At 64.8% G+C, this 13,642-nt stretch carries 17 protein-coding genes; 7 read left to right on the top strand and 10 right to left on the bottom strand.

Translation table 11 applies throughout. From position 1 onward, the window contains the following. The first annotated feature begins 121 nt into the window (after positions 1–121). From ACPXCS_RS26915 to ACPXCS_RS26885, 7 genes are all read left to right on the top strand, one after another. Positions 122–421: a WXG100 family type VII secretion target gene (locus tag ACPXCS_RS26915; RefSeq protein ID WP_208637025.1), complete on the top strand. Its 300-nt coding sequence runs from the start codon at positions 122–124 to the stop codon at positions 419–421. Between the two features lie 89 nt (positions 422–510). After that, positions 511–834 carry a hypothetical protein gene (locus ACPXCS_RS26910; protein WP_425950060.1) on the top strand — a complete coding sequence of 108 codons (324 nt, stop codon included), beginning with the start codon at positions 511–513 and terminating at the stop codon, positions 832–834. Between the two features lie 26 nt (positions 835–860). Further along, positions 861–2,351 (top strand): putative T7SS-secreted protein, encoded by a 1,491-nt coding sequence (locus ACPXCS_RS26905; protein ID WP_425950058.1) that lies wholly within the window; start codon positions 861–863, stop codon positions 2,349–2,351. A 360-nt stretch (positions 2,352–2,711) separates the two neighbouring features. Beyond that, positions 2,712–3,743, top strand: a complete 1,032-nt coding sequence (locus tag ACPXCS_RS26900) for a hypothetical protein (RefSeq protein ID WP_425950056.1) — start codon at positions 2,712–2,714, stop codon at positions 3,741–3,743. Further along, positions 3,740–4,384 (top strand): hypothetical protein, encoded by a 645-nt coding sequence (locus ACPXCS_RS26895; RefSeq protein ID WP_425950055.1) that lies wholly within the window; start codon positions 3,740–3,742, stop codon positions 4,382–4,384. Before ACPXCS_RS26900 ends, ACPXCS_RS26895 begins: the two co-directional genes overlap by 4 nt. After that, positions 4,377–4,970, top strand: coding sequence for a hypothetical protein (locus ACPXCS_RS26890; RefSeq protein ID WP_425950054.1), 594 nt, complete (start codon positions 4,377–4,379; stop codon positions 4,968–4,970). The genes ACPXCS_RS26895 and ACPXCS_RS26890 overlap by 8 nt, the downstream gene beginning before the upstream one ends. A gap of 36 nt (positions 4,971–5,006) precedes the next feature. Beyond that, positions 5,007–5,807: a hypothetical protein gene (locus ACPXCS_RS26885; protein WP_425950052.1), complete on the top strand. Its 801-nt coding sequence runs from the start codon at positions 5,007–5,009 to the stop codon at positions 5,805–5,807. Between the two features lie 19 nt (positions 5,808–5,826). On the opposite strand, the gene ACPXCS_RS26880 is transcribed toward ACPXCS_RS26885, so the two are convergent. The 10 genes from ACPXCS_RS26880 to ACPXCS_RS26835 form a co-directional block, all read right to left on the bottom strand. After that, complete coding sequence (locus ACPXCS_RS26880) at positions 5,827–6,495, bottom strand: hypothetical protein (RefSeq protein ID WP_425950050.1); 669 nt, start codon at positions 6,493–6,495, stop codon at positions 5,827–5,829. Then, entirely contained in the window at positions 6,492–7,343 is an 852-nt protein-coding gene (locus tag ACPXCS_RS26875; RefSeq protein ID WP_425950048.1) for a hypothetical protein, read from the bottom strand. Before ACPXCS_RS26875 ends, ACPXCS_RS26880 begins: the two co-directional genes overlap by 4 nt. Positions 7,344–7,598: 255 nt before the next feature. Further along, the gene (locus ACPXCS_RS26870) at positions 7,599–8,270 is read right to left on the bottom strand and encodes a hypothetical protein (RefSeq protein WP_425950047.1); all 672 of its coding nucleotides are present in this window, start codon (positions 8,268–8,270) and stop codon (positions 7,599–7,601) included. Between the two features lie 158 nt (positions 8,271–8,428). Then, positions 8,429–9,070 (bottom strand): hypothetical protein, encoded by a 642-nt coding sequence (locus tag ACPXCS_RS26865; RefSeq protein WP_425950046.1) that lies wholly within the window; start codon positions 9,068–9,070, stop codon positions 8,429–8,431. Between the two features lie 43 nt (positions 9,071–9,113). Then, positions 9,114–9,746, bottom strand: a complete 633-nt coding sequence (locus tag ACPXCS_RS26860) for a hypothetical protein (RefSeq protein ID WP_425950044.1) — start codon at positions 9,744–9,746, stop codon at positions 9,114–9,116. Further along, positions 9,733–10,152: a hypothetical protein gene (locus ACPXCS_RS26855; protein WP_425950042.1), complete on the bottom strand. Its 420-nt coding sequence runs from the start codon at positions 10,150–10,152 to the stop codon at positions 9,733–9,735. The genes ACPXCS_RS26860 and ACPXCS_RS26855 overlap by 14 nt, the downstream gene beginning before the upstream one ends. 2 nt (positions 10,153–10,154) lie before the next feature. Then, a complete protein-coding gene (locus tag ACPXCS_RS26850) occupies positions 10,155–11,510 on the bottom strand; it encodes a hypothetical protein (protein WP_425950040.1) in 1,356 nt (451 codons plus the stop codon). Next, positions 11,507–11,806 carry a hypothetical protein gene (locus tag ACPXCS_RS26845; protein WP_425950039.1) on the bottom strand — a complete coding sequence of 100 codons (300 nt, stop codon included), beginning with the start codon at positions 11,804–11,806 and terminating at the stop codon, positions 11,507–11,509. Before ACPXCS_RS26845 ends, ACPXCS_RS26850 begins: the two co-directional genes overlap by 4 nt. Before the next feature lie 40 nt (positions 11,807–11,846). Further along, complete coding sequence (locus ACPXCS_RS26840) at positions 11,847–12,878, bottom strand: hypothetical protein (protein ID WP_425950037.1); 1,032 nt, start codon at positions 12,876–12,878, stop codon at positions 11,847–11,849. Further along, positions 12,866–13,522 (bottom strand): hypothetical protein, encoded by a 657-nt coding sequence (locus ACPXCS_RS26835; RefSeq protein ID WP_425950036.1) that lies wholly within the window; start codon positions 13,520–13,522, stop codon positions 12,866–12,868. The genes ACPXCS_RS26840 and ACPXCS_RS26835 overlap by 13 nt, the downstream gene beginning before the upstream one ends. Positions 13,523–13,642 lie beyond the last annotated feature (120 nt).

Below are 13,642 nucleotides of genomic sequence, written 5' to 3'. Positions count from 1 at the left end.
CAAGAGCGGACGATCACACCGGTTGCCACATGCGATCGGCAACTCGGGCCGGGCGCCGGTGAGTCCGCACACAGGGAGCCACGGGGGTTGGCCCTGCGGCGTTGCGAGAGGGAGCGGCTTCATGGCCAAGGACCTTGACATCACATATCAGGACATGCGGGAAGCGGCCAAGCATGTCGTGAAGGAGAAGGAAAAGCTCCAGGAGAGGCTCGAGGGCCTCCGCAAGTACATCAACAACCTCGTGCAGTCGGGCTATGTCACGAAGAGCTCGTCGAAGGCGTTCGACGAGAACTTCGACGAGTTCGTACAGGGCACGAAGACGACGCTGGACGGCCTCGACGGTATGGGTGACTACCTGACGATGGCGGCGGACAAGTTCGAGCAGATCGACGAGGAGCTGGCTAAGCAGGCGCGCAAGTGACCTTCTGCTAGAAGTTCCATGCCGGTGGGGCGGGTTCTGTGATCCGCCCCGCTTGGGCCTCACCAGTAAGCCTCGCAGCGGGGGAATCTATGTCGGACCAGACTGCGGACATCGAACGCATCAAGGAGAGCGCCAAGTCTCTGTCGAAGATTCACCGGGAGTTCGATAAGAACGCCAACCCGGCCGAGGGGATGGGAGTGACCACGCTCGGCGACCAAGGGCTTGTCGATGTATTCGATGATTTCGGTGACAACTGGAAGATCCACCGTGAGCGCCTCACGGAGGAGCTGGAGAATCTTTCCAAGTTGCTCTCCACGGCGGCGAAGACGTACGAGGACATCGATCACCAACTCGCCGAGGCACTCCGCAACGCGGGTAAGAAGAAGCCTGAATCGGGGGGAGGTGCCAAGTGACGCGGCCGCGCTCCGAGGAGTGGGCGGTGATCGGCGAGGCTGCTGATCCGATCCCCGGGGACCCGGAAGAGATCGCCAAACTGGGTCGAGAGCTCAGGAAAACCGCCCAGACGATCAGGAAGCAAGCGGATGAGATCAAAGCGCTTGCGTCTGTCGACGAGTGGAAGAGTAAAACGGCTGAGGAATTCCGCAAGGATGCGGAAGAAGCCGAAGGAAAGCTGCGGAAGGCGTTCAAGCGTTACGACGCGGCTGCCGACGCCCTCGGGGAGAAGGTGATCGAGGGCGGTTGTTCCACGCAGTACGCTTCGGAACTTCACCGCGCGCAGACCATGGCCGACAAGGCGCTCCGCGATGCCCGGGACGCACATGATGAGCAGAACGCGAGTAACACCGCACTCGGTAAGCTCCCCAAGGACTCCGGTGACGACGATCCGGACCGTAAGAAGCTTGAGAAGCGCCAGGACGCGGCGGGTGCGGCCTTGGAGAAGGCCAAGAAGGACCTGGAGGCAGCCAAGGACGTACGTGACGCTGCCGCGAAGAGAGCACGAGACTCCATCCGGCATGCCATTGATCACGACGGCCTGAAAGACGGTGCGTGGGACAAGTTCAAGGACTGGGTCAACGATAATTCCGGTTGGATGGAGACCGTCCTTGAGATCTCTGGCTGGGTGTCCACCATCTGCGGCACACTGGCACTCATGGTCGGCTGGATTCCGATCGTCGGGCAGGTCCTAGCTGGAGTTCTCGGCACCATCGCGCTTGCTGCCACCCTCGTTTCGCTCGTGGGACACACGCTTCTGGCGCTGGGTGGCAAGGGAAGTTGGTTCGACGTCGCCCTCGACGTCGTGGGCATCGCCACATTGGGTATCGGCCGAGGTGCGCTCGCCGGTGCCAAGGGGGCGTCAGCGGCGGCCAAGACCCTGGGGCGATCCGCGCGAGCGAGGGCTCTCAGGGAGGGAATCAAGGCGAAACCCGGCTCCACCGCTTACAAGAAGGCGGTCAACGACGCCTGGAAACGGGCCAATCGGGAAAGCGGCGGAGCTTTGCGCGGCAAGGCCGGCGTGGAGGCGATCGCCAAGGCGCCGAAGGGCTGGTTTCCTGGTGCGCAGCGGATGGCTGACGCCTTCAACCCGAAGCTGATCTACAGGGAATCGTTGGACAGCCTCAAATCAGTCAAAGACCTGCGTTGGAGCAACGTCCGGCAGCTCCGACAGGGCGAGACCTGGTCCGGAATCCGGCCGGGGCTGAACGACCCTGGAATCACGAGCCTGCAAAGAAGCCTCGACCAGATGTCCGACGGTCTGCGTTCCGACGCCGCGGTCAAAGCCGCAAGCGACGTGTTCGAGACGCAGACGCGGATCTGGGCCGGCTCCACAGCGGTGGCGTCCACCACCGACTTGCTGGACAAGGGCAAGATCACTGGGGAGATCGGTGATCTCGTGGGAGTGCAAGGATGGGACGACGGGATCTGGTCGGCGACCGGGATCAAGGACGCCACTACAACGAGTAACGGATGATCAAGGCGAGCAATGGCTGAGGAGCCTGAACTGAGCGCGTCGCTCCCGCAACCGGCCGAGCCGGTTGCGCGTCCCGCCGGTGCGCTGCCGCACCACACCCACGTCGTGCGCCGAGCCCGGCTCTACACCGAGGGGCCCGCCCTGGTGGTGCGGGACGCTCGACTCCGGGAACGTCGATACGCGGTCGGCGCCGACGGTATTCACCGTGCGGTTTTCCATCCGCCCGGTGACCTCTGGGAGACCGTGCGGAAGCGTCCTGTGGAACGCTGGGGCGTCCTGAGTTTCCAGGGCGAGGGAGGACGAGACCTTCTGCGGGTACCGCTCGCCGCATGGTTGCCCGAGGCAGGGGCGGTCGGGGCCATGGACCTGGAGCCCTCGAAGTGCCTCGACCGCACTGGGCTCAGGGACGTCGTCGCGACTCTCGGGATTCCGATGCAGGACGAATCGGCCCCTCCGGGTAGCGCCGGAAATCGCTGGAACGAGAGCGGAGCGGACTCTGCCGTCCATACCGACCTGCCTCGCTGGCACAGCTGGGTGCGAGGGTTTGGCATGTTCGGGTGGCTCCTTGCTCTCGTGATCGCCTTCTCCGCTGACCTGGCATGGGCCATGCCCGTCGCCGCTTGCGCCCTCCTTCTGATTCCCGTGTCGGATGGCATCGTGCGCGGTGTGGCGTGGTGGCGGAACAGGACGGCACACGTATTCGCCGAAGCCTCAATCTTCAGGCCCTCGCCGGCTGGCCGGGCGACGCGGCGGTTCCTGCGAACGGCCTCCGTTCGGGTGCTTCCCGGCGACGTAGTCCTGACCAATACGGTCGGAGAGGAACGCTGGCTGGGACGGACCGGTGCGCACGGTCTATCGGAGTTGGTGCGGCTTGTCGCCCCTGCCACGGCTGAGCCGCTCGCGGTGGAGTTCCGGGACCGGAGAGGTGAGGCCCGAGCGTTGCTGCCTTGGAAACACTGGTTTGCGGGGGACCAGGGACTCACTGACTGGGGCCTGCTGCAATCGGCGCTGGGAGTCCCTGTAGCGGACAAGGAGCTTCGCCACACCAAGAGCGCTCAGGACTGGTGGCAGGGGCACCAGCTCGGTGCGGACGTCCGCAAGATGTCACCGATGGACGGAAAGGAAGCCCGTAGGGCCACCGACTGGCACCGAGCCGTCATCGGCCGGAACGAGCTCCTCGCGCTTCCGCTCTTCAGCGCTGTACTGCTGGCCGGACTCTTCAGTGACGAGACGCCTGCCTTTCTCGCAGGTCTGCTGTCCGCACTGACTATCGTGGCGGCTCTAGTTCCCGCTCTGACGAGTGCGCTTGTCAGCCGTCTCTCGTACGACAAGGCGATCGAGAACACAGGGACCCCCACAGGGAATCCGTTGACCGGATCGGAGCCCACATGAACACGCCTGGAGGCACGGGCAGTGTCACACCGCCGACCGATTATCGGCTGCTTCTGCCGGAGGGGTGGTTCCGTGTAGACATCGAACCGGAGCTCCGTGAACGCTCGGTCGACGCACTGATCAACCGACAGTTCGAGGGAGTCGACAACGCCCCCCATCTCAAGCGTCAGCTGCGCGACAGCCTCCTGGCGCAAGCGGCCGCAGCGTTCCGGGACGGCGGCATCGAGCTCTACCTGAGCCTGCAGAAGGCCGGTGCCGTGACCATCCCGGCTTCACTGCTCGTCACCTTCATGCCGCCACACGGCGGTGGGCAGCCGACGGTGCAGGACATCGCTGCCCGCCTCTCCGCCGACGAGGAGCTGGAAGTGAGCGTCGTCGAACTGTCCTCCGGGCCCTCGGTGCGCACCCTGAGGTCGACAGGGCAGCCCGACCGCCCAGCACCACCAGGTGTGCCGGGTAGTTCGGACGAGACTCTCCCGTCGGTCACTCTTGATCACCAACTGCCGGTGCCAGGATCCGACGCGAGTCTGCTGCTGACCTTCTCCACGCCATTGGTGCAGATCGCGGATGCGATGATTCAGCTCTTCGACGCGGTGGCCGCTTCGTTGGTCTGGGTGGGAGGTGACGGCGGGCGTGAGTGACATCAGTGCCTGTGGCATCGTCGTGCCGACCGATTGGGTGCCGCTCCCGGTCGAGCCGTCGGACGACGTCAAGAGCTGGGCCAAGAGCACCGCGGCGGAGCTGCGTGAGCGCAGCAAGGCCGCCGGTTACGAGCTGGACAAGCGCATGCTGCGGAAGGAGTTGCTGACTCGGGCTGATGACAGCCGCAGCCGGGAGCCCTTCTACGCGTTCGCCTTCTTTCCCGACGGCTTCGACACTGCTCTGGCAATTCTGGAAGTCGATCTGATTCACCCCGATGAGACGGTTCCCACGATCACGCTGGACTGGCTGGCCGAGACCTTCAGCGTCGACGATTTCGGACCGCCGCGCATTTCGCAGAAGGATCTTCCGGTCGGCCGTGCCGTGCGTATCCGGCAGGACTTCGACGCCGCGTCGGCCTCGACTCCGGGCCCCGGGGTGTTGATGGAGACGTTGACGTACGGGATCCTGCCGACCGGAACCAACAGTGCCGTCATGGTGTTGGGGTCGTGGACGGTGCCTGGCATCTCGGAGGAGATGGAAGCGGCGGTGGACAGCATCGCGCAGACCGTGACGGTGGATCTGTGAGCTTGTTGCGGGAGACGCTCGCCGACGGGGCATGACGTGAATGACGAACACAGTGGCGCGCCGGTCGACGAGCTCGTGCACCGATTCGATTTTCAATCGGACTGGCTCGACCTGACGCTGGACAGCGTCAACTGGGGTGAGGTCTGGGCTGTGGCCACCGTGCTCGCCTCGCCACAGTTTGATCCTGCCGGCCTCACGGTGTCGTCCCGTAAGTTGATCCGGGACCTCAGGAGCCGTGCGCTCGACCTGAACAGGGACCACTCGAACCTCGCGGCTGCTCTCTACACCCCCGAGGGGCGGGTGATCGCGGACCTCAGACTCGACACGTACGGTGAACAGGGGAGTTCGAGGCCGTCGCCTGCCGAAGCAGTGCCCCTCCTTCTGCAGTCCCTGGAAGAGGAGACGGGCACAAAGCCGGAGGTCCGACATCTGAGTCTCGACACAGGCCCGGTTGTTCGAGTCAGAGTCGAGCTGAAGCGGACGGGATGGTTCAGTGTCGGACGGAAACGTGCGGCTGGCCTCATCAGGTACGCGATGCTCCCTCCTGGCTCCGAGGACCTGGACGTGGTCACGGTGAGGTGGTGGCGGCCCGAGGACGCCGAGGAGGTGGCGCGCCTGGCCGATCAGTTGGTGGCCACGGCGCGTCTGGTACCCGCGGGTTCCGGGCAGAGCGACGCGGCGCCCGGATCAACCGTGTCGGTCCGGTGGCGATCACGGAACCGTTGGCCTAGTGCGCCGGCGGCGGTTCCCGTGGCGAAGGAGACGCGGCAACGCGCCAGTTCGTCTTCCAGTCCCAGTCCGGTGGGATGCCAAGCGGCAGAGGACACCCCGTCGTAGGGCACGCCCTGGCGGTCAGTTACCAGGGCGCTGCGATGGGTCCTCGAAGGACACCGTCTCCAGTACCGCGGCGGTCATGTCGCAGATTTCTCCCCAGTACGCCATGGCTGCGGTGTCCAGCGTGGAGATCGCTAAGAACCCGTTGGGTCGGGAAGGGGACGAAGACCTGTATCTGGCCGGTGAGGAGTGTCTCCTCCTCGCCCGTCGCGGTGAGTTCCGCACCGATCGTGACTTCCCGCACGGAGACGTTCGAGACTGCGGGCCCGCAGGGCAGCCTGAGGCGGCGACCGTCATTTCCCGGGTCCTGGCCGAGGGAATGCTCGATCGCACTCACAGCCTCGTCTGGTGCCGCGTACGGAGACGCGTTCGCCCCCACGGTGAAGGAGAAGTGCACGACACCGTCGTTGTCGTCACTGAACACCCCCATGGCGGAATACACCAGCCCGGCGTCGGCGAAGACCTCGGCGAGTCCGGCGTAGAAGGGTGCTGCCGACTCCCAAAGGTGGACGTCACCCTCGGGGAAGAGTTGACGGGCGAACTTGTCTGCTGCAGACAGCCGGGTGCCTGGCTCGGCATCCACGGGCAGGGCGTGGAAGCCTTCCGGGGCCACAAACCACAGGGGAGGAATGGCCGGGTCCCCGACAGTGGTCGGGATGCCGGTGAGTGTCGTGCGGTCGGTGCTCATCATGCCTTGCTCGGTTCGATGTCTCCGGGAGCGGGTGCCGCGTCCTGACCCGCCTCGTCCATCACGAAACCCCGTGACTCGGAGACGATGTTCTCTTGATGGCCTGGAAGCGTGAACTCCACCCGCACCAGGCCACTCGGCAGTCTCGTGATGACGGGGCGTGCGACATCTGCCGGCAGTGACGACGCGAAGCCGGAGAGTCGCTCGCGCTGGGCCGGTGAGATCTCGGCTTGGGACAGACGGCGGTGGCTTCCTGACAAGAGCCCGACCAACTCGACGGTGCTGGCAGAAGCGGTGGTCGTCAGCTTGGCCCACGAGCCGTCGCGGAAGGTGATTTGGAAGTCCCTGCGGCCGATGCTGAAGCGTTTGGCCGTAGCGGCGGCGATGTTCTCCCGGGGCGTCTCCCATAGGGCTGTGCCGGACCCAAGTACCAGAAGACGTCGAGTGGTCAGGACGATCTCCGAGACATAGCCATGCGGTCGCCGGGAAGGATCGAGCTGCCAAGGCAGCCCACGGGCGGTGTCCTGTTCGGCACCCCACATGACAGGAAAGTCGTCCACCTCGCTTTCCCTGTCCTCCAGCTTGCCCCGCCCCGGCTCGGGGTCGGTCACCCCGCCGCTCAGCAGTTCGGAAAGAATTCCCCAGACCACCGAGAGGGCGCCCGAGAAAGTGTTCCCGATCCGCACTCCGACCCGACCGGGCAGACGGCGAACCTTGAAGGCGCCTCGCTCGGGCCAACCGGGCAGCAGGGCTTCGATGTCGTTGCGTTGCCGGTCACGAAACAAGCGGCGACCCTTCACGGACGCGGCGGTGCCGGTCGCGAAGGCAACCGGATAGCGTGCCAGCTGCATCTCGGTAGAATCTGGGTGCCAGTCCAATGAGATTCCAGCCCTCGTCATTTGGCGCCCAATTCTGAGAAAAATCGCAGGGGTTGGTGATAGTCCTTCCAGTTCTCCGCGAACTCACTGGCGCAGGTGTTCAAACTCCTTCTCAATCATCCTGAGTCGCAACTCCGATTCCATGAGAATGCGGGTGAGGGCGAAGTCGGACGCGCAACGACCTTTGGAGTCCTCGGTGGTTGCCGTCGCGTTCCTGAGGTGCCGCGCCTACTGGCACTTCGCCGCCCTGGGTTCCACGAACACCTTGGACGCCTGCCAAAGGTCCTCACCCAAGGGGGACTTGACCATGACGATCCTGAAGTAGTCGAAGTCCTCGATGCTGGGCGTGGTCTCGAGGATTTTTTTCGACTTGACCTCCTGGCCGAAGAACTTTCCCGAGTCCGCGCAGAACGCCACCTCCACCGACTTGCCGTTCGGGGCGGACCGTGTGGTCACGTCGTAGTGGCGCAAAGTTCCGAGTGCGGTCCAGCCACCGTCGATCCAAGCGTTGATCTGCGTGTCGGCGTAGTGCAGCCCGTCGCCCGTGGCGTACGTCGTGACCGCCGCGTCCTTGGTGGTGCGCTTGTCCACGCCCCGGTATAGGGCTCGGAAGAAGTTCGCTGCGTCTTCCATCGCAGCCGCCTCGTTCGGTTTCTTCGGCTTCTTCCAGTCGAAGACCAGATCAATGTTCTTCGGCAGGGACACGTCCACACCGTCCGGCTTGTCCCCGGCGGGTGCCGTCGACGGGCCCGCGGACTCACGCGCCTTCGTCGCGCCGTGTTCGGCAACGGCGCTGCTGTCGATGTCGTTGGACTTGCGGTCCTCGCTGCTGCAAGCCGTCAGCAGCACCGCCGCCGTCGCTGACAGGGCGGCGAGAACGGGCAAGGTGGGGCGCTTCACAACAGTGGCTCCGTGAAAGACAAAAAGTGCATTGAGGGCACGGACGGTAGTGGTGAGGTTTCGAATGCATCAGTGCGGAGTACGGGGCTGCCGCTTCGTTGGGCGTGAGCCGGCCGAGGTGCGACACGCGCAAGCGGGACACGCGCGGGCGGCGCCGGTCAATGGGCCGTAGCGGGAAGTCGGAGCGTCCGCGCGAAGTCGTCCAGGGCCTCCATTGCCGCAGCCATCACTTCGGGGTCGTCGTGGTGTCCGCGGAGGCACACGTCGGGGAGGCCGGGCGGGGTGTGCCAGTGGTAGGTGACCGAGGTCATCATGATCGTGCTGTCCGCCGGATAGGAACGGGTGACCCGGATGCCGTCCTCGCCCAGATGCGGCGAGGCGAAAGGAGTGCTGCCGGTGCGTTGCTGCCACTCGGGGATGTCCTGGTGAGGCACGGTCGGCGCGCTGAGCCCTTCACAGGAGGCCGCGTCGGAGGTCTCGCAGTGAATGCGGGTGGCGTGCACCACCAGAGGCATGTAGGTGAGAGGAACGGGGTGGTAGATGAATGCCTCGTCGGCTTGGAGCTTGTCCCGCAGGGTGACGATCGTCTGCTCGTAGAAGTTCTTGTGGAAGCGGCGGAGCTTTCGGGTGAGTTCGACGTCGTGAAATGTGGCCAGGCCGATCAGGTGCTGGTCCAGCCATTCCTTGAAGGTTCGTCTGTCGATCTGGAGATGGAGATAGCCCCACAGGCGCGGGTCGGCATCTGTGTCGATGTGGAGCGGGGCGCCGAGGTCGGCGCTCCAGAGGGTGCCGTCTGACATAGGGGGTCTCTTTCGTCGAGGCGGAGGCAGTGAGGGCGGATCCTCAGGAGTAGCTCCAGCGGAACGTGCTCATGACGGCATCGAACAGTTCCACGAGCGTGTCGTAGAAGGCGGGATCCGAGCCGGGCGCGATCAGCGCGCTGTAGGAGAAGGTGAGGTACTTGTCAGGCTTGCTGTCCGGAATCGGCACGAGGTACTCGACCCGCCGGTGAGCGACCTCGACGCCCTGTTCCGGGTCGGCGGGTACCTCTCGCTCCGATCGCAGGGCCGCGGTGTCGTCGAGTTCGCGGATCTCGGCTCCCGGTGTCTCACTGGCCAACGCGGCCAGGACCGCTTCCGGACCACTTTCGGGTCTGACCCGCGGGATCTCGATCGGCTCGGAGGCCACGATCGAGACGGGCAGTGTGATGCCGTGGAGACGTTCGGTGGGGAGGTAGAGGGTCATCCCCCCCTTGGCGCTGGCCCGGCGGACGACCTTCTTCAGCTCCTGGGTGAGCTTCAGCCGGGCCTTCGGAATGTCGTCCTTGGGAAAGCCGACGGGCAGTTGCGCCACGGCCTTGCGGACGATGCGGTCCATCGCTTCCCGGGTACCCGAGTGCAGCGGAATCACGTCCCAGCCGGGCGGCGGCACCAGGTTGAAGCCGCTCGGAGCCTGGCGGTGCTCAACGGTGGTCATCGCGCCCCCGCGTCAATTCCACGGCGTAGGCGATGCCTACGAAGAGAGCCCACGCCGGGGCAGCGATCATGCCCGGCCAGAAACCAAAGAACAGAGAAGGCAGGAAAAATCCGCCGCCCATGGCCAGATCCCTGGTGAGGTAGGGGGGACGGCTCGCATGGCGGGGGTACTTCGCGAATACCCAGACGTAGTGCAGGAGACAGCCGACGATCCCGGCCTCATAGACGTAGAGCACGTCATTCATCAAGGGCTTCGGCACCAGGATCATGATTCCCAGAACCGGGAGGAACAGCGGCATTCCGATGAACAACGTCAGCCGGAGCCGCCGGTTGGGGCCGGTGCCGATGCCCGTGCGAGCGGCTTCGGCCTCGACGATGCGTTGTGCCGAATACAGGTCCATGGCCATCCCTACCAGTGGGTATCAGGGGCGGGCTTCAACGTGTTGTCCTTCCAGTCCGAGTACGCCGCGTTGTACGGCTTCTCGCCGCTTCCGAACTTCTCGTTGGTCAGGCTTGTCAGGTCGCTCTTCCCCAGCGCCTTGTCCATGACGTCCATCCCCATGCCGGTCCAGGCGACGCCGAGGCCTGCTTGGTACGCCTTGTACGCCTTGTCCGCGGCGGCCCCAGCGGCTTCCGGGAAGACAGCCTTGTTCGCCTGCAGCATCTTCGCCATGCCGGCCATCTCTTTGTCACCGAGGTGCATTAGAGTCGACAGCGGGCTGACCCTCAGCGGACTTTTGGCGACCAGGCCGACGTTCTGTGAGATGGACTTGCGCATCGCGTTACGAGCCGCTCCGAGTGCCTGCTGCCCCGGTCCCGGCGGCACTTTGGTCATCAACCGGCCGGTGTCGTCCATGATGCTCTTGACGCCCCTGAGTCCTTTGCTCAGGCCGGTGGTCCGGGCCGCCTGAGCGGCCCCCACGGTGGCCTTGGCGCCGCTGGCGAGCTTCGCGGCGGCCCCGAGGCCGCCCACGACGAGCAGCCCGCCCACGACGTCGAAGATGACATCCGTCCAGGTGGCGTCACCGGATGCCACCAACGCCAGTCTGAGCAGGATGGTGAGGCCTGCAATGCCGAGTACGAGCATGTTCAAGCCGGGAATGGCGAGGGCCACAAAGCCCGCAATCGTCGCGATCCAGCCGAGGACGTCGATGAAAGCTTTGATCAGGTCGGCGTTGTCATGGACCCAGCCCTTGAGGTCGTCCCACGTCGAGTCCTCGATCACGTCTTCGATCTCGTCGCGGATCTTGTCGGCGTAGTGATTGGCCCGTGTGCTCCGGTCGCCGGTCAGGGTATTCAGGCGGTCGCGGTATGGCTGGAGGGGGTCGTCGGCGGGACTGGCGCCGCTCGTAGACGGGCTGGGGACGCCCTTGTCCTCTGAAGCGGCCTTCTTGGCCTTGTCGGCCTCGACCTCCTCCTGCTTCTCCTTGGTCTCGCGCAGGAGTTTGTCGGCGTCGCTCTGGAAGTCTTCCAGTTCGTTGGACCACTTGGTCAGATGGCCGTGCACACGTTCGTACCGGCTGGCCACCTCCCGCATGTGCTTCTCCAGCGTGCCGGATTCCTCGCGCAGGCGCTTGACGTACTTGCCCTTGAGAGTGTCCTCGTCGCTGATCGCCTTAAGGTTCTTGGCCTGTTCGCGGAGTTTTTCGGCGACCGAGACCATGTGCTTGACCTCGGCGCGGATCTCCTCCGGGTCACCGGGAACGGGGTCGGATTCGCAGAGCGGCTGCCAGTCGACCGGACGGCGCTTGGATGTCGGTGTCACTTCTTCTGCTTCTTCTCGCCCGGCTTGGCCAACTGCTTGTCCAGATCGTCGAAGGCCTTCTTGGTTCCGGCCACGAGTTTGCCTACCGATTCGAGCGACTCCACGAGCTTGGTGCGGTAGTCGTCCCAGTTGTCGACGAAGTCCTGCATCACGTCGGCTATCTCACTGGAGCCCCAGTGCTTGTCCATGTCGTCGCGACGGTTCTCGATGTCCTCGAAGGTCTTCTTGAGCTGCCCGAGCTTGCGCTCGCAATCCGCGAGGAACTCGTAGTCGACCGTCAGGTCCGAATCGCTCATGGATGACCATCCCCCCGTGTGTGTACGCGCTGCTGTCGGGCTACCGGTTGACGGACTGGATCTCCTGGACCGTGACGGCCTGTTCGCTGCCGAACGTTCCGTCCGGCAGGTCGCCGCCCGTGCCGCCGGTGCCTGTCCAGGCGATGTCCCAGGTGATGGTGGCCTGGAGCTTGTACGTGCCGTTGCCGGAGGAGCGCAGGTACTTGAGGCCGCAGGGCGGGGTCTCGTCGGCCTTGCCCTTGGCGTAGGGCTCGCCGATGGAGCCGTCGGCGTTGATGACGCACTCGCCGGAGGCGGGGTACGTCTCGGCGTCCTCGGTGCCCGGGTCCAGTTTGAGGGCCACCGGCTTGGCGGTGGTGGTGGCCTGGATGTTGAGGCCGCCCACATCGAGCGCGGCGGTGACGGAGACCTCCTTGAACCTGGCCTTGTCCAGCCAGGCCCAGGTGGGAAGGTTGACCTTCGTCGCCGCCTCGGGTGCGAGGGTGACTTCGGTGGTCGGCAGTTGGATGCGGTTGTAGGCAAGTTCGGCGAGGACTTGCGGGGTGACCGCGTTGTCCACGGGCGGGGCGTCACCGTTCTCGACCCAGAAGGGCTGCCTGTCGCAGAGCTGGGCCTCGGGTTCAGTCCAGCGGTCTTCGTCGCGGACGGCCACCCACCAACTGCCCTCGTCCTTCTTGTCGAGGTTGTAGTTCTCGTACTTGCCGTCCTTGTACTCGTCGCGGAACATTCCGACAGAAGCCTTGGCATAGCTGTGCTGGCCTGGTGTGTTGACCGTCTCGTCGTACATGTCCTCGACGTACTTGGAGAACTCCTCCGCCGAGCGGGGCTCGTACCAACACGCGGGCGGAGTCCAGTTGCGCGTGGGCGTGACGTTGCCCCCGCCCTTACCGGCGCCCGGGGTGCTGCTCGTGTACCTGATCATGGAGACGAGCTCGGTTCCGGATCTCTTGCCGCTGACACCCACTTCGGCCTCGGACGCGCCGGGGCCTTTTGCCTGTGCGGATCCTGCGGTCAACGCGGAAGTCACGAGGAGAACGCCGGCCATGGCGATGCCGCGAGTCAGGACGCGCATGTCTGGTCCCCTCGCTTGGACAGCACCTCCGTGGTCTGCCAGACCCCGTCGCTGTTCTTCTTGAGCTGAGCGCTGTACGTGACGTACGGGCTCTCGTCGGGGGGTGTCTTGTCCACCTTCCCGGTCTTGCGGTTTTTGTTGTAGGCCTTGCTCTCGTCGGCGCAGTAGACGACGGCGGCCGTGTCGCTGTCCGCGACCTTGACGTTCGGTTTGAAGTAGCGCGTGACACCCGTCCAGGTGAGGTCCTCGTCCAGCCAGGCCTGGACCCACTTCTGAGCGCTCACGAGCGCTTTGCCCTGCCGGTAGTAGGCGAGTGTCGCCGAGTTCGTGTCACCGCGGAGAATCGCATCGTCCACCGCGTTCACCGTCTGCGCCACGTCGGACAGCACTGCGTCCTCGGCCTGGTCACCTGATTTCCAGCCCTCGAACCGGTTTTCCACACCCTTGGGAAACCTGATGTCAGGCCTGTCGGCGGGACCGGACGTGGTGGCACTCGGTGAAGCCGACGTGGTCGCGCCGCCTGCATCGGCGCCCGCGATCTCGTCGCTGCTCTTCGAGTTGTCGTCCCCGCTCCCGCAGGCCGTCAACAGCAGTACCGCCGTCGCTGTCAGTGCGGCGGCGACGGGCAATGTGCGGCGCTTCACAGTGGCTCCCCGTGAAAGACAGAAGTGCAGTACGGGCACTGACGGTACCGGTGTGGATTTCGGTTTCACCAGTGCGAACTTCCTAGTGAACGGGGCAAGCCGGTAGGTATGGGGCTTCCC

This window comes from Streptomyces sp. DT190 (genome assembly GCF_049846985.1).
Taxonomy (GTDB): Bacteria; Actinomycetota; Actinomycetes; order Streptomycetales; family Streptomycetaceae; genus Streptomyces.
Note: the sequence above shows the minus strand (reverse complement) of the source record. Positions and strands in the feature narration are given on the sequence as shown.